Genomic DNA, 19,598 nt, shown 5'->3' with positions numbered 1-19,598 from the left:
TTGCCAGCCGCCGGAGATTTGATCTATATTCATTATAGACATTTGACGAGAGGGATCCGCATGGCACAGATGACAGGCGGTGACGCGCTCGCCAGGGCGCTCATCAGCGAGGGCGTCGACACGGTCTTCGGCATTCCCGGGGTCCAGCTGGACGGGCTCACCGACGGCATGTACCGCAAGCGCGACGAGCTGGACCTGGTCGTCCCGCGGCACGAGCAGGCGACCAGTTACATGGCGGACGGGTACTACCGGGCCTCCGGACGGCCTGGGGTGGCGATGGTCGTGCCTGGTCCTGGGGTGCTGAACGCCGGAGCTGGGATGGCGACGGCTTACGCCTGTTCGTCGCAGGTGATGTTGCTGGCGGGGACGATCCCGTCGCCGCTCGTGGGATCCGGGCTCGGGGCGCTGCACGAGATTCCCCGCCAGACTGACACGGTTCAGGGGCTGACGAAGTGGTCTGCCCGGCCCAAGCGGGTCGAGGAGATCCCGGATCTGGTGCACGAGGGCTTCCGGCAGATGCGGACTGGACGGCCTCGGCCCGTCGCGCTCGAACTGGGGCCGGATTTGCTGCACGCGGTCGCGGATCTCAACCCGGGCGAGCCGTTCGGGGTGCGGGAGCCGGAAGCGCCGGAGCGGGATGTTGCCGATCTCGTGCGGTTGCTGGCGGCTTCTGCACGGCCGGTGATTCATGTCGGTGGGGGCATGCGGGATCCTCGGGCGTTCAAGCTGCTCGCTCGGCTTGCTGAGCTGCTGGACGCGCCGGTGGTGATGAGCGAGAACGGGCGGGGGGCTATTGATGCTCGGGACCCGCACGCGTTGCCTGCGTTCGCATTGTGGGAACTGCGGTCTTCGGCGGATCTGGTGGTTTCGTTCGGCAGCCGGTTCCTGACGCCGTTTGGGCAGCAGTTGAACATCGGGAATGCTCGGCTTGCGTTGGTGAACATTGACGCCGCTGATCTTCGGGCGCCGCGACGGCCGGACCTCGCGGTGAATGCGGACGCGGTGGCGGTGTTGGGGGCGTTGGTTGAGCGGCTCTCGCCTCGTGCTGCTTGGGGTGCTGAGCTGGTTCGGCTGCGCGAGGATTGCGAAGCTCGGATTCGGAAGCAAGCTGGGCCGCAGATGGAGTTCGTGGACGCGATCCGTGCTGCGTTGCCTGAGGATGGCGTTTTCGTCAATGAGCTGACGCAGATTGGGTATGTGTCGACGTACGGGTTTCCTGTGCGGGCGCCGCGGTCGTACGTGTGGCCGGGATATCAGGGGACGCTGGGGTATGCGATGCCTACTGCGCTGGGGGCTGCCGTGGGGTCGGGCGGGCGGCCCGTCGTCGCGGTGACTGGGGATGGGGGGATCGGGTGGTCGATGCAGGAGTTCGCTACGGCTAAGAAGTACGGGATTCCGCTGGTGACTGTGTTGTTTGAGGACTCCCGGTTCGGGAATGTGTGGCGGATTCAGCGAGATACCTATGGTGGGCGGTTCATTGGGTCGGATTTGACCAATCCGGATTTCGAGTTGCTTGCTCGGGCGTTCGGGTTGGATTTTGCGCTTGCGGAGGATGCTGGGGCGGTGGAGAAGGCGGTGGGCGCGGCGATCGCGGCTGGGCGGCCCGTGGTGGTCAAGGTGCCGGTGGATGTGTTTCCTTCGCCTTGGCCATTGATTCACGAGAAGCACTGAGCGGTTCGTCGCCTGTCGGCGGCATTGCCTCGTGAATGGTTGCGCGGGCACCCCGGTTTTCGATCGGTGACTACGGCGCTGAGGTGCTGGTCAAGGCGGGAACGATGCCTTGACCAGCACCTCAGCGCCGTGTTTTGGCTTCGTATCGGGGGCGGGGGAGTGTGTGGGTGCCTTGTTGGGCTGGGTGCGTCGGCTGAGGTCGGGTGGGTGGTTGCGGTGGGGTTCGCGGGGTGTGGTTTAGCACCCCGATGTGGCGTTGGGTGAGTGGGGCGCAACCAATGCCGCATTGGTGCGTCGCGGAGGTGCGACGGGTCGTGAAGGGCTCCTTGAGGGACTCAGAGTCCCTCGGTGGCCTTCACGGACGGCTGACGTGGCTTAGTGCGAGGGCTGCCAGAGCGGCGGCCTGGTCGCTGAGGACGCTGTCGTCGAAGACCGCGCGCGGGGAGTGGTTCATTTCCGCTGTGTCGGGGTCGATCCCCTCCGGGGTGGTGCCCAGGAAGACGAAGGCGCCGGGGACTTCTTTGAGTACTGCGGAAAAGCTCTCCGACGCCATGATCGGGTGCTCCAGCGGGACAGCCCGTTCCGGGCCGAAGAGATCGCCGAGCACGGTCAGCGCGTGTGCTGCCGTCTCTGGGTCGTTCGCGGTGACCGGGTAGACCGACCGGAATTCCGTTTCGGCACGGCAACCGAACGCTGACGCGATCCCGTCCGCCAGCGAGGGCAGTTCGCGGGCCAGGATGTCCACGCTCTCAGCGGAAAGCGCGCGGATCGTCGCGGCTAGCGTTGCCTCGTCGGGGATGGCGTTGATGATGTCGCTCGCCTGCATTTTGGTCACCGACAGCACAACTGGATCGAACACTGGGAACCGTCGGGTGACGTACGTGTGCAGCGCCGAAATGATCTGTGCCGCAGCGGGAACCGGGTCCACTGCTTGGTGTGGTCGTGAGCCGTGTCCGCTGCGGCCGAGCACACGCACGGTCAGGCTGCTGGCCCCGGCCATGACCGAGCCGGCCCGGGTCGTGAATACGCCGGCTGGGCCGGGCAGGACGTGGATGCCGTAGGCCGCTTCGACGCCGGAAAGGATTCCCTCGTCGATCAAGCGTTGCGCGCCGCCGCCTGCTTCCTCGCCTGGTTCGAACATGAACACCACCGAGCCTGCGATCTCGTCTCGGCGGGCGCTCAAGAGCTTTGCTGTCCCAACGAGTGCGGCTGTGTGGAGATCGTGGCCGCAGGCGTGCATCAATCCGGGCGTCTGAGATGCGAACGGCAGCTTGGTTTCCTCCGTGACGCGCAGTGCGTCCATGTCCGCGCGCAACAGGACCGACGGGCCGGGGCGCGCGCCGTGCAGTACTGCGACGATTGAGGTGAAGTCGTGCGGGCCGGGGGTGACTTCCAGGTCCAACGGGGCCATCGCGGTCAGCACGGAACGCTGGGTCCGCGGGAGGGCGAACCCGGCTTCGGGGTGGGCGTGGAGGGTGCGGCGGAGTGCGACCAGTTCTGAGTGAAGGGCAGCGGGGGCGGAAACCGGCAAAGTGGGCTCCTTAGGCAACGGTGCGTGCCGCGCTGGTGACGCATGCGTCTAATGTCTACAATCAATATAGACGATGCCGGGTGTTCGGGGTTCCGGTGCGCCTCTAATCTGTCACTACGCGTGACCCGCGTCGGCGACGTCACCGGACCGAGTACTTCGGAGGATCCTTGCCGCAGATCACGAACACCGCCGCTGCCGTCCAGGTCGCTCGCGCGCTCGAGGACGAGATCGTCTCGGAGGGCTGGAGCGCCGGTCACTTCGTCGGGCGCCGTCAGGAGTTGATGGCGCGCTTCGGGGTCGCGCCGGCGACGTTGAGCGAGGCGATCCAGCTGCTGCGCGCCCGCGGCATCGTCGACGCGAAGCCGGGCCCCGGCGGCGGGATCTTCGTCGCGACGCGCTCGCCCTTTACGCACCTGAGCGATCAGCTGCTGCAGTTGCGCGAGGGGAAGGCGACGGTGGAGAACTGCCTGCGCGTCCTGGACGCGCTCGACGGTTCGGTGCTGCACGACGCGGTCGAGAACGCGAGCGACGAGGACATCGCTGATATCTCAGCGTGCGCCGAGACGTTGAAAGCGGCCTGGGATTCCGCCGAGGCGCCTACGGCGATCTGGGCGCTGCACGCACGGATCGCGCGGGTGTCGCCGAACGAGCTTTTGCGCAGCCTGTATACGAATCTCGTCGACTACATCATCGCCGCGCGGCTCGAAGGCGTCACCGCGCCGACCACGCAGGCGCGGTTGCGCACGCACCTCGACTTCGCCGAGGCGGTCATGAAGCGCGACCACGAGCTGGCGGAGTCGGCGATCTCGCGGCATCGCCGTCCCGCGGTGGCGGCCCGGCCTTCCTGATATCTCAAGCCGGAGAACTGATGGATGTACACGCGCTCAGAATTATGTATATTCATTACAGTTAATCGTCCGGCTTGAGGAGGATGCATGCTGCTGGAGCTCCGCAGCGTGGTCGACCGCGTGCTCGCCGCCCCCGATCGCTCGTCCCGCGGTGCGCAGCCGCCGATCCGCTTGTCCCAGAACGAAATGCCGTGGGCTCCCGCCGACGTCATCGTCGCCGCGATGACCGAAGCGGCCCGGAATGCCCATCGCTACCCCGATTACCACCGTGCCGCGGCGCGCGCCGCTGTCGCCGAGGCGATGGGTCTGGACGCGGGACGGATCGCGATCGACAACGGTTCCGGCACGCTGCTGCACGCACTCGCCCGGCTGGTCTGCGAACCTGGCGTGCACGGTGTGCGCCCGGCGCCGTCCTTCGAGGCGTATGCGGCGGCGCTTTCGCTCGCCGGCGCTGAGTCCACAGAGGTCGGTCTCGACGCGAACGGCGCGATGGATCTCGACGCGATGCTCGCCGCGGTCGGCCCGGAAACCCGCATTGTCTACCTCTGCAATCCCAACAACCCGACTGGCGGGCTGCGCGGGGTCGAGGATATCCGCGACTTCCTGAAAAGCGTCCCGTCGCGCGTGCTGGTTGTTGTCGACGAGGCATACCGCGAGTTCGTGTCCGCCGAACCAGTGGACGCGACTGTCGGATTGCTCGACGAGTTCGAGAATCTCGTGCTGCTGCGGACACTGTCCAAAGCGCACGGTTTGGCCGGCATCCGCGTCGGTTATGCCGCTGCCGCACCGAGGATCGCGGAGGCGCTGCGCCGCACGTCCGTCGGGTTCGCGCTCAACAGCGTGGCCGAGGCGGCGGTCATCGCGGCGCTGAGCGCGGAAGGATTGGCTGTGGCGAAGGAAAGAACCGCCGTCATCGTCTCCGAACGCGCTCGCGTCGAGGCCGCGCTGACCGCGGCGAACGTCGCGTTCGTGCCGAGCCAGGCGAATTTCCTTTTCCTGCCCGGAGACGCGGCCGATCTGCTGTCCCGTTTGGAGGCTCGCGGCGTGCTCGCGCGGCCGTTCCCGAAGGCGGGCGGAGCGCGCGTGACGATCGGGCTGCCCGAAGAAAACGACGCGGTGCTCGCCGCGCTTGTCTGATCAGCGGTTTCCTCCGACACCGTGTCGGAGGAAACCGGAAGGACTTCGGAGAGCCGCTCGATGAGCCGCCGCACCCGAGTTCTTACGCTAACCGGCAGGACGGACGGAGCGGTTCGTCCCCGCGGCGGGTAACCGATCGCTCGCAGGAAGGAACGGTGCAGTGACCGAGCGCCTATTCGAGCACGACCGGCGGGCCTCGATGCGCCGCTCGGTGACCGGCGGTGTGCTCAAAGCGACCTTGCTCGCCGGGCTCACGCTGATTTTCGTCTATCCGGTCGCGATGATCGTGCTCGGCGCCTTCCGTGACGGACTGCCTTCGGACAACATGCCGTTCACGATGAGCGGCCTGCTCGCCGCGTTCGAGGCTCCGGAAACGTGGCACACGCTGTGGAACTCGATCGTGCTGGTCGTCGTGTGCGGCACGATCTCGGTGGCGGGCGGCGGGCTGTTCGCGTGGATCGCGGCCAACACGAACGTGCCCGGCCGCAAGCTGCTCACCCCGATCATGGTGATCAACCTCTTCGTCCCGCCGCTGTTTCACACCCTCGGCTGGATCATGCTCGGCAACGCCCAGAACGGCCTGCTCAACCAGCTCGGCCGCTCGCTCGGCACGCACGGCCCGCTGATCAACATCCAGGGCTGGGGCGGGCTGATCCTGCTGACGTCGCTCGGCTACCTGCCGTTCGCGTACCTGCTGCTGCTCGGTGCGTTCAAGAACCGGGACCAGTCGCTCGACGAGGCCGCGGCGATCAGCGGCGCGGGCACGGTGCGGACGTTCTTCACCATCACCATCCCGTCGGTCGGCCCGGCGATCACCGGCGCGGCGCTGCTGATCGCGGTGCTGGTGTTCCAGTCGTTCGACGGACCGCAGCTGATCGGCCGCCAGGCGGGCATTTACGTCTTCTCGACGCAGATATATCACTACGTCCGGGATGAGGCGCCAGCCGAGTACACCAAGGCGTTCGCGCTGTCTCTCGTGCTGATCCTGCTGGTGCTGCTGCTGTTCCTGGCGCAGCGCTGGATGCTGCGCGGCCGCAGCTTCACCACGCTCACCGGCAAGACGTCGCGGCGCGATCCGCAGGAGCTGGGCCCGATCCGCTGGGTGCTGTCCGCGCTGATCGTCGTGGTGGTGCTGCTGAACTTCCTGCTGCCGCTGTTCGCGATGGTGCTCGGCAGCCTCCAGCCGATCTTCGGCGTGATGAGCACCGGGCTGACCCTGGACAACTACGTCACGATGCTGACCGACCCGCAGTTCAGCTCAAGCCTCGCGCTCACCGCGTGGCTCGCGGTCATCGGCGGCTTCGGTTCGATCTCGATCGCGCTGCTCACCACGTATGTCACCGCGCGGCGCCGGGGATTCCTGCGCAGCTACACGTCGTTCGCCGTCTGGATTCCGTGGGCGCTGCCCGGCGTCGTGCTCGGCCTCGCCTACATGTTCGCCGTGTTGTACCTGCCGGCCTTCCGCGGGCTCTACGGTTCGGCGTTCCTGATGACGCTCGTGCTGGTCGTCGCGACGATCCCGGTGTCGAGCCGGATCGCCGAGGGGGCGCTCGCGCAACTGTCGCCCGAACTGGAGGAAGCCGGCCGGATGTCCGGGGCGAGCGCGGCACGGGTGCTGGCGACCATCGTGCTGCGCCTGGTCATCCCGAGTTTCCTGGCCGGCTGGTTCCTGTCCGCGCTGTTCATCTCGGGCAACCTCGCCGTGCCGATGCTGCTCGCCCCGCCCGGTCTGGAACCCGTTTCGCTGACCGCGTTCCAGCAGTTCCTCACTGGCGAAATGTCCCGCGGCGCGGCGCTGTTCATGATCATCCTGCTCGCCGCGTTCGTCGTCCTCGCGCTCGCCGCGGCGTCCGTCAAGCTCGGCGGCCGGCTCCTCGGCCGCGACCGTTCCGCAGGTCCGCTCTCCCGTCTCACCCCCTGACCCGAGAGGAAGAACAATGAAGTTCTCCCGTACGAAACTGCGCGCGCCGGCCCTGGCGCTCACCGCCGGTCTGCTCGCCGCGCTGACCGCCTGTGCGTCGGCGGGCGCGACGAAGTCGAGTACACCAGTTGAGGTCCCTGGCGCGTCAGCCGCAGCCAACAAATATATGAACGAGCTGTACGACAAGGCGTTCGCGGCCAACCACACTCAGCTCGTGCTGTACGGGCCCGGGGTGACCGCGAACCAGGCGATGAACGACGTGTTCACCAAACGCTTCCCCGGGATCAAACTGCTCCCGCAGGACCAGGCGGACGCGCAGATCCTCACCAAGCTCGACACCGAGGCGCAGAGCGGGAACCGGATCGCGGACATCTACGTCGGCGGCGAATCCCCGCAGGCGGCGGCGAAGCCGAACATCTGCACCACCGCGGACGTGCGCACCGCCGATCCCGGGTTCAAGGTCCCGACCGACAACGACGGCAGGCTCACCTACTTCGCCTTGCGCTACTTCGGGTTCGTCTACAACACCGACCAGGTGCAGAAGCAGGACGCGCCGAAGAACTGGCACGACCTGCTCGACCCGAAGTGGAAGGGCAAGATCGCGGTCGGCGACATGACCGTGCCCGGCGGCATCCGGTACATCCTCGAATCGCTGATGCTGCCCGAGAACGAGAAGAAGTGGGGCCGCTCCTACCTGGAGAAGCTGGCCGCGCAGGACCTGCAGATATCTCAATCCGAACCGATGGTGCCCACAGATGTCGCCAGTGGCCGGTTCCCGGTCGGCATCGCGGTATATCAGGGCTACTTCGAGGCACAGAAGCAGAAGGGTGCGCCGATCGACATGGTGTTCCCGCTGGAGGACGGCGGAAACTACATGGCGCGTTCGGCACTGTGCCTGATCAAGGACGCGCCGCATTCCGAGGCCGCGCAGCTGTATGTCAACTGGCTGTACTCGCCGGAAGGTCAGAAAGCCTTGGCGGAGAAGGACAATTCCTACGGCCGCACGCCGACCGCGCCCGGCCCGCCCGGACTGCCGTCACTGGACAAACTGCCGCGGCTGCCGTTCTCGAACCCGGACCCCGCGTTCAACAAGCCGTACTTCGACTTCATCACCCAGGCGTTCAAGAAGTAGCACCTCGCCTCCCGGCCGAAGAGAAAGCGCAGGTCACGATGACCGAGGTCCAGGTAACCGGACTCACCAAGAAGTACGGCGCGAAGGCGGCGCTGCACGAACTGGATCTGACCATCGAGTCGGGGCAGTTCGTGACGCTGCTCGGCCCCTCGGGCTGCGGCAAGACCACGACGTTGCGCTGCCTGGCCGGGCTGGAACGGCCGAGTTCGGGCCGGATCGTCATGGGTGACCGGGTTGTGGTCGACACCGCGCGCCGCACGTTCGTGCCCGCGGACAAACGCCAGGTCGGCATGGTGTTCCAGAGCTATGCGCTGTGGCCGCACCTGAGCGTCGCCGACAACGTCGCGTACCCGCTGAAGGTCGCCCGGATGCCCGGCCGGGAGCGTGCGCAGCGGGTGCAGGAGATGCTGGACGCGGTGGGTCTTTCCGATCTCGGGAAGCGTTCGGTCACCGCTTTGTCGGGCGGTCAGCAGCAGCGCGTGGCGCTTGCCCGTGCGCTGGCCGCCCGGCCGGGGATCATCTTCTACGACGAACCGCTGTCCAATTTGGACAGCAAACTGCGGTACCAGATGGGCCAGCAGGTGCGCTCGCTGCACAACCGCTTCGAGACGACGTCGGTCTACGTGACGCACGACCAGGAGGAAGCGATCACGCTGTCCGACCGGATCATCGTGATGAGCGAGGGTGTCATCGTCCAGTCCGGTACGCCGAGCGACCTGTACGACCGCCCGAATTCGGCGTATGTCGCGGACTTCATGGGCTTTCAGAACATCCTGCCCGGAACGGTCACCGGCGTGCACGGCAAGACTGCTGATGTGCGGGTCGATGACACTTCGCTGGTGTTTTCCGGGATCGCGACTGGCGAGGTTTCTCTGGGCGACCGGGCTGACATCGCGTTCCGCGCGGCGCATGCCCGGCTGTCCCCGGACGGTTCTGGTGCGGGACAGTTCCGCGGAACCGTCGAGCGCACTACTTATCTCGGAAGTGCCGTCAATCTTCTCGTCCGTGCGGACGGTCTTCCGATGCGGGTGCGCACGGAAACGGCCGAACTGTCCGCGGAATCCGTCCCGACCGCGGGCGAGGAACACACTTTCGCGGTGAGCCCCGACCGCGCCGTCGTCATCCCGCACGAGAACGCGGCCCCCGCTGACGACGACTACCTGACCACGATGACCGATGCCGCCGTCGCGCCCCGCTGACGCCGGACGAAGGGAAGAATCCGTGCCCGATTTCTCCAGTCCTCGTTCCGACGGGCCGCGGATCCGGGAACTCGCCGAGATCGGCGGGCGCACCGACACCCGCGACGTCCTCGCCCACGCGACCAGACAGGCCGAGCGGGAGTACGACGACTACTTCATCGTCGATATCGACGCGCATGTCTCGGAAGACCATTTCTGGGGCGAGGTGCTGGAACTCATCGACAATGACGTGTGGCGCCAGATCGGCATGGATCAGTTCGGCAAGTTCGCTGGGAACAACGCGTTGCTGAACATCCAGCCGGGAATGTCGCATCAGAGTGTCGGCGGGCGGATCGGGCATCAAGGTCGCAAGGAGCCGCTTGACGGGGTGCCCGGGCACCCGTTCGTCGCTGCTGCCCGGCGCGGTATGGATGCGATGGGCCTGGATTACCAGGTGGTGTTCCCCAGTGCGATGTTGCTGCTGGGGATGCATCCGCAGGACGAGATCGAGGTGGTGCTCGGGCGGGCGTTCAACCGGTGGCTGACCGAAGTCGTTCTGCCGCAGGACGATCGGCTCAAGGGGATGTTGTATCTGCCGTACAACACGCCGGAGGTCTGCGAGGAGCTGGTCGAGAAGTATGCCGGTGATGCCGGGATCATCGGGTTTACGGTGTGTTCGACGCGCAACAATCCGGTGCATTCGGATGTCTATACCCGGTTGTACAAACTGATCGAGGACAGCGGGAAGCCGCTCGCGTTCCACTCCGGATATCATTGGGGCGATCCGTCGTTTGCCCAGCTGAACCGGTTCCTGTCAATGCATGCGTTGTCGTTTACGCATTACAATCAGATTCATGTGACCAACTGGATCGTCAATGCCATGCCGGAGCGGTTTCCCCGGTTGAAGATGGTCTGGGTGGAAAGCGGGCTGGCTTGGATCCCGTTCCTGATGCAGCGGCTTGACCACGAGGTGCTGATGCGGCCCAGCGAGGCTCCTGGGCTGACCCGGTTGCCCAGTGAGTACATGAAGGACATGTGGTACACGAGCCAGCCTATGGAGCGGACGAGCATGGAGTTGCTCGAGGCTGGGATGAAGGCGTTCAACGCGGAGACGCAGTTGTTGTATTCCTCGGACTGGCCGCATTGGGATTGGGATGCGCCTTCCACTATTACCCGGTTGCCGTTTTTGTCTGAGCAGGCTAAGCGGAATATTCTTGGGCTTAATGCTGCTCGGGTGTTCAATCTTCCTGCTGATCGGCGGAAGCCTGCTGCGAAGAGCGTGCTTCATGAGCGTCCTGGGGTCTCTTCATGACATCTGAACTGACATCGCTGGTATCTCGGCTGGGTCCGTTGACATCTGAGATCGCTTCGGGTGACCAGGCTGCCGCGGTCGCCGATGAAGAGATCGCTGAGCTGTTGTATGCGGCGGCTCGGTTGTTCTCCGCCAAGACTGATCGGGTGGGGAAGATTGCCTGGCCGATCCGTGCGGATGCGTTGACTGCTACGGAGACTGTGGTCCTGGTTACCGCGTTGCTGGACGCGGCGGATGTGAACCTGTTCGACATGGCGATCTGGTACCGGAGGGCCGTATGAGTGCCGTGCAGCGGGACGTCGTTGTCGCCGGGCTCGCGGATCTTCGCGCGCGGGGGCGGATCGTGGTGGAGGTTGACGGGTTCGAGGTAGGGCTTTACTTCCATGCCGGGGAGGTGCGGGCTTGGCATAACGTATGTCCGCATCAGGGCGGGCCGGTTTGCCAGGGGAAGATCATGCCTCGGACCATTCAGCCGGTTCGGGAGGATCGGAAGAGTGCCGGGCCCGCGTTTCATCCGGCTGATCGGAATATTGTCTGTCCTTGGCACGGGTTCGAGTTCGATGTTCTGACCGGGCGGCATCCGGCTGATCGGCGGGTGGGGTTGAGCGGGGTTCCGGTGCGGGTGGTGGGGGATGAGGTCGTGGTGAGCATTTGATCGCGGGCGGCTCGTCGCCTGGCGGCGACATTGCCGGTTGAGCAGTTGCGAGGGCACCCCGATTTTTGAGTGTGTTTTTGGCTTTGTATCGGGCCGGGGGAGCGTGGCTGCCTTGTTGGGTTGGGTGCGTCGGCTGAGGTCGGGTGGGTGGTTGTGGTGGGGTTCGCGGGGCGCTGCGGCCGGGGGCGGGTCGCGAAGGGGCGCTTCACGGCCCGCGGGTAGGTCGTTCCCCTCACGGGAGCTTCTCTTGCGGGCTAGATCGTGGTGGGGTCTATGTCTACTGCCGCGAAAAGGGTCCGCGCGCAGAGATCGCGCAGTTCCTCCGTACTGATCTTCGGCTCGTCCAGCCAGTCCAGGATCAGCGTCGCCACGAACGAGAGCCATCCCCGGACCGCTAGCCGCGTGGTGGCAGTCACCGGCCGCAGCAAGCTCACCGCGGACAGGATGCGGTCGGCGTTCGCCGCCATCCCGGCCTCGCAGATTTCCCGGATTTCGCGGTCCGCGTCGCCCGCGCTGCGGTGCACGATGCGGTAGCCGTCGGGGTGGGTGCGGGCGAATTCCAGGTATACCTCCAATCCCGCGCGCAGTTGCTCGGCCACCGGCAGCGCCGGGTCGGGTTCGCTCATCGCCAGCAGCTGGTCGCGCTGGCCGCGCACGATTGCGGCGAAGAAATCCTTTTTGGTGGGGAAGTAGTGGTACAGCAAGCCGCGTGAGACGCCGGCGATTTCGGCTACTTCTTCGATCCGCACCTCGTCGTACGGGCGGCCCGCGAACAGGCCTGCTCCGATGGTCAGCAGCTGTTCGCGGCGCTGTTCGGTGCTCAGGCGCGTCCGCATCCTCCCAGCTTACTTGACACCGGTTCAGTAGGGGGGGATGGTGACCTTATTGGATGTGGGTTCAGTAGGGAGCGAACTGTGGACACCACCGCGATTCCGCACCGGCCGGGCCGGTTGCCGGTGCTGGGGGACCTGATCGGGACCAATGTGCGGACGCCGCTGCAGAGCACCATGCGGGCCGGTGCTGGGCTCGGGCCGATTTTCACGCGCAAGTTCTTCGGTCTTGAGATCGTGTTCGCCTGCGGGATCGACCTGGTCACCGAGCTGAACGACGAGTCGAGGTTCGGCAAGCACGTCGGGCTCGGCGTCGAGCGGTTGCGCGGTGTTGCCGGCGACGGGCTGTTCACCGCGCACACGCGCGAGCCCAACTGGCGGCTGGCGCACGACATTCTGCAGCCCGCGTTTTCCGCCGAGGCGATGCGGCGGTATCACTCGACGATGCTCGAGGTCGCCCACGAGCTGACTGCGGCGTGGGACAGGGCGACCGGCCCGGTCGACGTCGCTGCCGACATGACTCGGCTGACGCTCGAGACGATCGGGCTCGCCGGGTTCGGGTATCGGTTCGGGTCGTTCGAGCGGGCCGAGCCGCATCCGTTCGTCACGGCGATGATTCGCGCGTTGCGGTTCGCGCAGCTGGACAACGTCAAGCTGCCGTTCGTGCGGCGTGCGCTGGCCGGGTCGTCCGCGCAGAATCAGGCTGACATCGCGACCATGACGGATCTGGTCGACGAGGTGATCGAGGCGCGCCGCCGGGAAGGCGGCGAGGCGCGTGATCTGCTCGGGCTGATGCTCGCCGAGGGGCACCCGAGGACCGGGGAACACCTCGATCCGGTGAACATTCGCAATCAGGCCATCACTTTCGTGGTCGCCGGCCATGAGACGACGTCAGGCGCGCTGTCGTTCGCGCTGTACTACCTGACGCGGCATCCGGAGCTGCTGGAGAAGGCCCGCGCTGAAGTCGATGCGGTATGGGGCGATCGTGAACCGGCCTTCGGCGACGTCGCGAAGCTGCGGTACGTCCGCCGTGTGCTCGACGAGGCGATGCGGTTGTGGCCGACTGCGCCCGGTTACTCGCGGGAAGCTCGCGAAGACCTGGTGCTGGGCGGGAAGTATCCGATGCGCAAGGGTGATTCGATCATCGTGCCGTTGCCGATGCTCCACCGCGATCCGGCCGTGTGGGGGCCGGATCCGGAGAAGTTCGACCCGGACCGCTTCGAACCGGCGGCGGTGCGGAAGCGTCCGGCTCAGGCGTACAAACCCTTCGGCACTGGGGAGCGCGCGTGTATCGGCCGCCAGTTCGCGTTGCACGAAGCGGTGCTGGCATTGGGAATCATGTTGCAGCGCTATGACTTCGAGGCAGATCCGGCGTATGAGCTGAAGATCGTCGAATCGCTGACGCTGAAGCCGAGCGGGTTCACTCTCCGGCCGCGGATCCGGGAGCGGGCGGCGGAGCTGACCTCAGCTGGCCGCTAGTTTTCCGGACAGCGTCCGGTGCCTCGCCGCGCCCCCGGTCACGGCGTGCCGAACGCGACCAGCGCAATGACCGACCAGAGCGAACGCGAACGGCGCGACCAGGCCGAGCGTGTCGAACGCGAACGGCACGCCAGGTATCCCCGGAACCGGCCGTGCCGAGGGCAGCGCGTGCTGAGGCGCCGGTGAGGCACCTGTCGTTTTTCGGGAAAGGCAGAAAAGCCGACGCTGGCGGACAGGTCGAATATCGCCGCCGTCTCCCGCCTTCAGGTGGTTTGTGGATCACTCCGCTTCCCGGTCGGTGGAGATCGCGCTACTATCAGGGCAGTCGTACAGGACGATCGCCCTGAACGACTGCCCAGGACGGTCGGCCAGGAGAAACGCGGATGAACTCACCGGCAGCGGCACGAGGGCGTGACGTGCGGCAGCGGTTGCTGGCGGCGGCGAGGGAGCTGGTGCCGGAACGCGGCTGGGCGGCGGTGAGCACCCGCGTGCTGGCGGATCGGGCGGGGGTGACGCCGAGCGTCGTGCACTACCACTTCCCGTCGCTGCAGGCGCTGCTGCGGGAGGCGGTTCTCGACGCGATGCGCGAGGTGCTGGAAAGCGTCGGACCGGCGCTGGCCGCGACGCAGAACCCGGCTGACCTGGTGTCCGCGCTGTTCGGGTCGGTCGAGCCGTACACCGGGGTGGACCCGTTGTCGGTGCTGTTCATCGAGGCGTATCTGGCGGCCCGGCGCGACGACGAACTGCGGGACCAGATCGGGGGACTGCTCTTGGCGTTCCGCGCACAGGTCAGCACCTGGCTCGCCGAACGCGGCCTCCCGGATCCGGAGGCGACCACGGAGGTGCTGGTGGCGACTGTCGACGGCCTGCTGCTGCACCGCGGCCTCGCTCCCGGCGGAGACCCGGCGGCGGTCACCGCCGTCCTGCGCGGGCTGGTCACGCTGCCCTAGGGGGGAGAGAAGTGCGATGAGGATCTTGGTCTGTGGCGGCGGCATCGCCGGGCTGGCCGCGGCGAACCGGCTGTCGGCGCTGGGCAACGAGGTCACGCTGGTTGAGCGCGCGCCCGGGCCGCGTCCGCAGGGCTACATGATCGACTTCTTCGGTCCCGGCTACGACGCGGCCGAGGCGATGGGCGCGTTGCCTGCCATCAAGGAGGCGGCGTACCCGATTTCCGAAGCGATTCTCCTCGACGCACAGGGAAAGCGTCGGTCCGAAATCCAGCTCGGCCAGTTCGCGCGCACCGTAGGCGGCCGGTTGCTGAGCCTTCTGCGGCCGGATCTGGAACGGGCCTTGCGCACGTCGCTGCCCGCCGAAGTCGAGCTTCGGTACGACAGCGGGACAGTCGCAGTCGAGGACGACGGCGACCGGGTCGCCGCGACCCTCTCGGATGGTTCCGTGCTCGAGGCCGATCTGCTGGTGGGGGCCGACGGCATTCATTCGACGGTCCGGCGGCTGGTATTCGGAGACGAATCCCGGTTCCTGCGCTACCTCGGCTTCCACACCGCGGCGTTCCTGTTCAGATCGCCCGAGATCCACGCGGTGGCGGACGGACGGTTCTGCCTCACCGACACCGTCGGCAGGCAGATGGGTTTCTACGGCTTGCGCGCCGGAACGGTCGCCGCCTTCGCCGTCCATCGCACGCCCGATCCCGCCCTGCCCGGCGACCTCCGGGAGTCGCTGCTGGACACCTACGGCTCGCTCGGCTGGATGGTGCCGGAAGCGTTGCGGCACTGCCCGCCGTCCGGGGAGATCTACTACGACCAGGTCGCCCAGATTGAGATGCCAGCGTGGAGCAAGGGCCGCGTCACGCTGGTCGGAGACGCGGCGTACGCGGTGTCGCTGCTGGCCGGACAGGGTGCGTCGCTCGGAATCGCGGGCGCGTACGTGCTGGCTGAGCAACTGAACCGCGCGTCGTCGATCGCCGGAGGACTGGCGGAATACGAGCGGCTGTGGCGTCCCGTCGCAGCCGGCAAACAGCAGTTGGCCCGCAACGGCGCACGCTGGTTCCTCCCCGGCAGCAAACCTCAGCTCTGCTTGCGGCGGCTCGCGCTCAAACTCGCCCGGTTGCCCGGAATTGACCGAGTCGTGGCCGGGAGTTTGACCGGGAAATCCACGGCGCTCATCACGAACCTGCACCATTCGGCAAGGGAAGGAGCCCGACCGTGAAACCGATCGCACGCACGGTCTTCAAGGCGCCGGCGAAGCTGTACGACCGCGACCTGGGATGGTTGCTGGGCAAGCGGTTCCTGTGCCTGACCCACGTCGGCCGCAAATCCGGCCGCGAGTACCGGACGGTCCTGGAGGTGATCGGCCTCCGTCCCCAGTCCGGCGAAGTGCTGGCCATCGCCGGCCTTGGCCCGTCGTCCGACTGGTACCGCAACATCCAGGCGGCCCCCGCGGCGGAGGTCGTGATCGGCCGCCGGAAGTTCGTCCCCGCGTACCGCACCCTCGACGAACCCGAAGCGGCCGACGCGATCGCCGATTACGAACGCCGAAATCTGCTGCTGCGACCGGTTTTGCATCCGGTGCTGAGCAAACTGCTGGGCTGGCGCTACGACGGCTCCGACGCGGCGCGGCACCGGATGGTCCGGCAATTGCCGATCGTCGCCTTCCGTCCCCGCGACGGAGCCGAACCCGACCGAGAAGGTACTGACCGCTGATGAACTACATCGCCGAACTGCGCCAACTTGTCGGCACCCGTCCGCTGATCCTGCCCGGCACGTCAGTGCTGATCGCCGACGAGCGCGGCAGGCTGCTGCTGGTGTTCCGCGAGGAAAGCCAGGACTGGGGACTGCCCGGCGGATTCCTCGACCCCGGCGAGTCCTACGAGGACGCGGGCCGTCGCGAGGTGCGGGAGGAAATCGGCCTGGAGGTGCGGGACCTCGAACTGCTCGGCGTCTACTCCGGACCGGAATACTTCTACCGGTACCCGCACGGCGACGAGGTCCACAACGTCACCGCCGCGTTCACCGCGACCGTCGGGAACACCGAGGTCACCGTGGACGGCACGGAGATCACCGGCTACGAGTTCTTCCCGCTGGACCGGCTTCCGGACGACATCATCGCGCCGGAAAGGCCCATCGTCGAGGATTACGTGAAGCGGTTCGGCGGCTAGGTTGCCGGTGCCGGGTGCGCGGCTTTCGCTGATTGAGCTCCGCGCCGTTCCTGTTCGCGATCTTGCCGAGACCAGGACCTCGCCGGTCGAGCGCCCCACCGCGGCCGACAGGCGAATCCATGGCGAGGGAATCGGGATTTCAAGCCTGCCGGAGACAGAACGGATGCCCCGCCGGGCTCGCGTACACGTGACCGGAAAGCTGGCGCGCGCCCGCTTCCACCGCCCGGCTTTCCGCCGCGGCGAGGTCGGCCGCAGTGATGTCCAGGTGCACCTGCTGCGACGCTCCGTCCGGCCACTCCGGTGGCGCCTGTCCGGCGGCGTGCTGAATCACCAGCGTCGGAAAACCTTCCGCGGACAGGAAATGGTGCGTTTCCGTCGCGGCGACAGAACCGCCGAGAAACTGGTGCCAGAACGTACTTTCCTCTTCGAGTGACGCCGCGTCGATGATCACCGCGCCGAGCTTCAAGCTCATTGAGAACTCCTTTCCGTCTCCGCGCTCAGACCGCTGGGATGATCCCGCCGTCGACGCGGAACTCCGCACCGGTCAGCCATTTCGCCCGGCTGGACGCGAGAAACGCGATCATTTCCGCCACGTCCGAGGGGTCGCCCGGCCGTCCCATCGGCACGTCCAGCCGGTCCACGATTTGCTGCTGAATCTCGTCCGCCCCAACGCCTTCCTGCGACGCGATCCGCTGAAGATGCGCGGCCGCGCCCTCAGTGACCACAAACCCCGGCAACACGCACACGACCCGCACGCCCTGTGCGCTGACCTCCGTCGCCAGCGAACGGCTGTAGGTGTTGAGCGCCGATTTCGCCGCTGCGTAGGAAGCTTCACCGCGCTGCGGCAGGTGACTCGCGATCGACGACACGTGCACGACCACGCCGGAGCCGCGTTCGACCATCCCCGGCACTAGCGCGCGATCGAGACGGACCGCGCTCAGCAGGTTCATCTCAAGATCTGCGAGCCAGGATTCGTCGGTCCGCTTCAGCGTCGGCGACGGGCCGGTCGCGGCTCCCGCGTTGTTGACCAGGACATCGACTCCGCCGACGCTTTCGGTCACCCGGCGGCCAAGCTCAGCCGCGCCGGCTTCGGTCGAGAGGTCCGCGGGGAGAAAGGTCGCGGGCAGGTCGTCCGGCGGTGCGCTGCGCGAAGCCGTCAACACGGTCGCGCCGGCGGCGGAGAAGCGGCGGACCGTCGCGGCGCCCAGGCCCCGGCTGCCGCCGGTGACCAGCACGCGGAGGCCCGCGAGACCCTCGTCCGGAACTGTCATGGCATCGCTCCCGCACTAAGGTGAGTCTGACTCCGGAAACGATACACTAAGCTGAACCGGACTCACTTTATGGAGGTGCTGGTGCCGTCCACCCGCCCACTGCGCGCCGACGCGCGGCGCAACCGCGATGCGCTCCTCGCTGCCGCGCGGGAAGCGTTCCTCGCCGGAGAGGCCGACGCGCATGTCGACGAAATCGCCAAGCGGGCCGGAGTAGCGGTCGGCACGCTCTATCGGCACTTCGAGACGCGCGAAGCCCTCGTGGAGGAGGTTTACCGGCAGGAGGTCGACCAGCTGTGCGCTCTGCCATCTCAACTGCTTGCGCAGCACACGCCAGACGAGGCGTTGAGATATTTCCTGCTGCGGTTGGTGGACCACGCGGCCGTCGGCAAGGGGATGGCGGTCGCGCTGGAGAGCATCATGGCGACGGATTCGCCAGTGTTCGAGGACGCCCGTGCACAGATGGCGGGTGCGCTCGACGAGTTGCTCGAAGCCGGTGCCGCGGCCGGATCGCTCCGCGGTGACATCGGCGGACGCACCGTGCTGCGCGCGCTCGGCGGGATTTGCGGCATGCGCATCGCGGAGGGCTGGAAGGACGAGGCGGTCCGGATCACCGAGATCCTCCTGGACGGACTGCGATACGGGGCCGTGCGGACCTCGTGACCAGCCCGGTTCGGGAATCCGGCCTGGCTCGAAACCCGGACCTGAAGCGAGCGACATCGGCGGCTCCAGCCAAAGACCTGCCGGTGGGCCTCGCCGTCAACGACGAGGCCCACCGAGCCAGGGCCGGACCAACTGGCCGCCTTCGCGCGAGTCTTACTTGCCGAGCGCGTCCACTCCGGCCTGGGCGAAGGTCTCGTCCTGTGCACCCGACGGCGCACCGGCAACGCCGACCGCCGCGATCGGGGCGTTGTTCGCGTCCACCGGGACCGCTCCGGCGAGGAACAGGGTGCCCTTGATGTCCTTCAGTGTCGGGGTCTGTTGCAGCCGGCCGGTCAGCTCCGAGGTCTTCGCGTTCCACGCGACCGCGGTGAACGCCTTCTCCTCGGCCGACGAGTACGACTGCGGGCCCGCGCCGTCGCCGCGCAGGGTCACGATGGTGTTGCCGTCGCGGTCGACCACCGCGACCGACACCTTCTGGCCTGCCTTTTCGGCAGCGTTGAGCGCGGCCTGCGCGGCCTTCTGCGCGGCGGCGATCGACAGGTGCGTGGTCTGGACCAGCCCCTTCGGCGCGGCCTGGGCGGCCGCGGCGGGGGCCGCGGCGGGGGCCGCCGGGGTGGCGGCGTTCGCGGCCAGCGCGCCGGTCGTGGCGGCCCCGATCACGGCGAGTCCGCCGACGACGGTGGCGATGCGGGTCTTGGCGGTGAAGTTCTTCATCGGGTGCTCCTCGGCTTGTCCGGCTTGATGGATTCATCGTGCGTCCGGGACCGCCTTCACCGGATCGGAGTCTCGGCTCGCCTCCCGGCGCGGAACGGCCGACACTCATGTCATCCGATCGGCTGATGTCGCCCGGGTTCGCAC

At 67.0% G+C, this 19,598-nt stretch carries 20 protein-coding genes; 15 read left to right on the top strand and 5 right to left on the bottom strand.

Features of this window, described 5'->3' with window-relative positions:
- The first annotated feature begins 60 nt into the window (after positions 1-60).
- Positions 61-1,671 carry a thiamine pyrophosphate-binding protein gene (locus L3Q65_RS25435; protein ID WP_237596846.1) on the top strand — a complete coding sequence of 537 codons (1,611 nt, stop codon included), beginning with the start codon at positions 61-63 and terminating at the stop codon, positions 1,669-1,671.
- Positions 1,672-2,026: 355 nt separating this feature from the next.
- Here L3Q65_RS25435 and L3Q65_RS25430 read toward each other — a convergent pair whose 3' ends face one another.
- Positions 2,027-3,202, bottom strand: a complete 1,176-nt coding sequence (locus L3Q65_RS25430) for a M20 family metallopeptidase (protein WP_237596845.1) — start codon at positions 3,200-3,202, stop codon at positions 2,027-2,029.
- Between the two features lie 167 nt (positions 3,203-3,369).
- Here L3Q65_RS25430 and L3Q65_RS25425 point away from each other — a divergent pair, with 167 nt between their 5' ends.
- From L3Q65_RS25425 to L3Q65_RS25390, 8 genes are all read left to right on the top strand, one after another.
- Entirely contained in the window at positions 3,370-4,050 is a 681-nt protein-coding gene (locus L3Q65_RS25425; protein WP_182891400.1) for a FadR/GntR family transcriptional regulator, read from the top strand.
- Between the two features lie 87 nt (positions 4,051-4,137).
- Positions 4,138-5,187 carry a histidinol-phosphate transaminase gene (locus L3Q65_RS25420; protein ID WP_182891401.1) on the top strand — a complete coding sequence of 350 codons (1,050 nt, stop codon included), beginning with the start codon at positions 4,138-4,140 and terminating at the stop codon, positions 5,185-5,187.
- Positions 5,188-5,347: 160 nt separating this feature from the next.
- Positions 5,348-7,108: an iron ABC transporter permease gene (locus L3Q65_RS25415; RefSeq protein ID WP_237596844.1), complete on the top strand. Its 1,761-nt coding sequence runs from the start codon at positions 5,348-5,350 to the stop codon at positions 7,106-7,108.
- Between the two features lie 16 nt (positions 7,109-7,124).
- On the top strand, positions 7,125-8,240 hold the full coding sequence (locus L3Q65_RS25410; RefSeq protein ID WP_182891403.1) for an ABC transporter substrate-binding protein: 1,116 nt from the start codon (positions 7,125-7,127) through the stop codon (positions 8,238-8,240).
- A gap of 38 nt (positions 8,241-8,278) precedes the next feature.
- The gene (locus L3Q65_RS25405) at positions 8,279-9,439 is read left to right on the top strand and encodes an ABC transporter ATP-binding protein (RefSeq protein ID WP_182891404.1); all 1,161 of its coding nucleotides are present in this window, start codon (positions 8,279-8,281) and stop codon (positions 9,437-9,439) included.
- Between the two features lie 22 nt (positions 9,440-9,461).
- Positions 9,462-10,730 carry an amidohydrolase family protein gene (locus tag L3Q65_RS25400; protein ID WP_237596843.1) on the top strand — a complete coding sequence of 423 codons (1,269 nt, stop codon included), beginning with the start codon at positions 9,462-9,464 and terminating at the stop codon, positions 10,728-10,730.
- Positions 10,727-11,011, top strand: coding sequence for a hypothetical protein (locus tag L3Q65_RS25395; RefSeq protein WP_182891406.1), 285 nt, complete (start codon positions 10,727-10,729; stop codon positions 11,009-11,011). Before L3Q65_RS25400 ends, L3Q65_RS25395 begins: the two co-directional genes overlap by 4 nt.
- A complete protein-coding gene (locus tag L3Q65_RS25390; protein ID WP_237596842.1) occupies positions 11,008-11,385 on the top strand; it encodes a Rieske 2Fe-2S domain-containing protein in 378 nt (125 codons plus the stop codon). The genes L3Q65_RS25395 and L3Q65_RS25390 overlap by 4 nt, the downstream gene beginning before the upstream one ends.
- Positions 11,386-11,639: 254 nt before the next feature.
- Here the strand turns inward: L3Q65_RS25390 and L3Q65_RS25385 are convergent, their stop codons facing one another.
- Positions 11,640-12,221 (bottom strand): TetR/AcrR family transcriptional regulator, encoded by a 582-nt coding sequence (locus L3Q65_RS25385; protein ID WP_237596841.1) that lies wholly within the window; start codon positions 12,219-12,221, stop codon positions 11,640-11,642.
- Between the two features lie 78 nt (positions 12,222-12,299).
- On the opposite strand from L3Q65_RS25385, the gene L3Q65_RS25380 reads away from it, so the two are divergent.
- The 5 genes from L3Q65_RS25380 (at position 12,300) to L3Q65_RS25360 (ending at position 16,809) form a co-directional block, all read left to right on the top strand.
- Entirely contained in the window at positions 12,300-13,694 is a 1,395-nt protein-coding gene (locus tag L3Q65_RS25380; RefSeq protein ID WP_182891412.1) for a cytochrome P450, read from the top strand.
- A 383-nt stretch (positions 13,695-14,077) separates the two neighbouring features.
- Positions 14,078-14,644 (top strand): TetR/AcrR family transcriptional regulator, encoded by a 567-nt coding sequence (locus L3Q65_RS25375; protein WP_182891413.1) that lies wholly within the window; start codon positions 14,078-14,080, stop codon positions 14,642-14,644.
- A gap of 16 nt (positions 14,645-14,660) precedes the next feature.
- Positions 14,661-15,860, top strand: a complete 1,200-nt coding sequence (locus L3Q65_RS25370) for an FAD-dependent monooxygenase (RefSeq protein ID WP_237596840.1) — start codon at positions 14,661-14,663, stop codon at positions 15,858-15,860.
- Positions 15,857-16,354, top strand: coding sequence for a nitroreductase family deazaflavin-dependent oxidoreductase (locus L3Q65_RS25365; protein WP_237596839.1), 498 nt, complete (start codon positions 15,857-15,859; stop codon positions 16,352-16,354). Before L3Q65_RS25370 ends, L3Q65_RS25365 begins: the two co-directional genes overlap by 4 nt.
- Positions 16,354-16,809 (top strand): NUDIX hydrolase, encoded by a 456-nt coding sequence (locus tag L3Q65_RS25360; RefSeq protein ID WP_182891415.1) that lies wholly within the window; start codon positions 16,354-16,356, stop codon positions 16,807-16,809. Before L3Q65_RS25365 ends, L3Q65_RS25360 begins: the two co-directional genes overlap by 1 nt.
- A 139-nt stretch (positions 16,810-16,948) precedes the next feature.
- Here the strand turns inward: L3Q65_RS25360 and L3Q65_RS25355 are convergent, their stop codons facing one another.
- Both L3Q65_RS25355 and L3Q65_RS25350 read right to left on the bottom strand, forming a co-directional pair.
- On the bottom strand, positions 16,949-17,281 hold the full coding sequence (locus L3Q65_RS25355) for a VOC family protein (RefSeq protein WP_237596838.1): 333 nt from the start codon (positions 17,279-17,281) through the stop codon (positions 16,949-16,951).
- 25 nt (positions 17,282-17,306) lie between these two features.
- Positions 17,307-18,080 carry an SDR family oxidoreductase gene (locus L3Q65_RS25350; RefSeq protein WP_237596837.1) on the bottom strand — a complete coding sequence of 258 codons (774 nt, stop codon included), beginning with the start codon at positions 18,078-18,080 and terminating at the stop codon, positions 17,307-17,309.
- Between the two features lie 81 nt (positions 18,081-18,161).
- Between L3Q65_RS25350 and L3Q65_RS25345 the strand changes: the two genes are divergently transcribed.
- Complete coding sequence (locus L3Q65_RS25345) at positions 18,162-18,740, top strand: TetR/AcrR family transcriptional regulator (protein WP_237596836.1); 579 nt, start codon at positions 18,162-18,164, stop codon at positions 18,738-18,740.
- Positions 18,741-18,893: 153 nt separating this feature from the next.
- On the opposite strand, the gene L3Q65_RS25340 is transcribed toward L3Q65_RS25345, so the two are convergent.
- Positions 18,894-19,454: a heme-binding protein gene (locus L3Q65_RS25340; RefSeq protein ID WP_237596835.1), complete on the bottom strand. Its 561-nt coding sequence runs from the start codon at positions 19,452-19,454 to the stop codon at positions 18,894-18,896.
- Positions 19,455-19,598: the final 144 nt, after the last annotated feature.

It is taken from the genome of Amycolatopsis sp. FU40 (assembly GCF_021903635.1).
GTDB classification, from domain to species: domain Bacteria; phylum Actinomycetota; class Actinomycetes; order Mycobacteriales; family Pseudonocardiaceae; genus Amycolatopsis; species Amycolatopsis dendrobii.
Note: the sequence above shows the minus strand (reverse complement) of the source record. Positions and strands in the feature narration are given on the sequence as shown.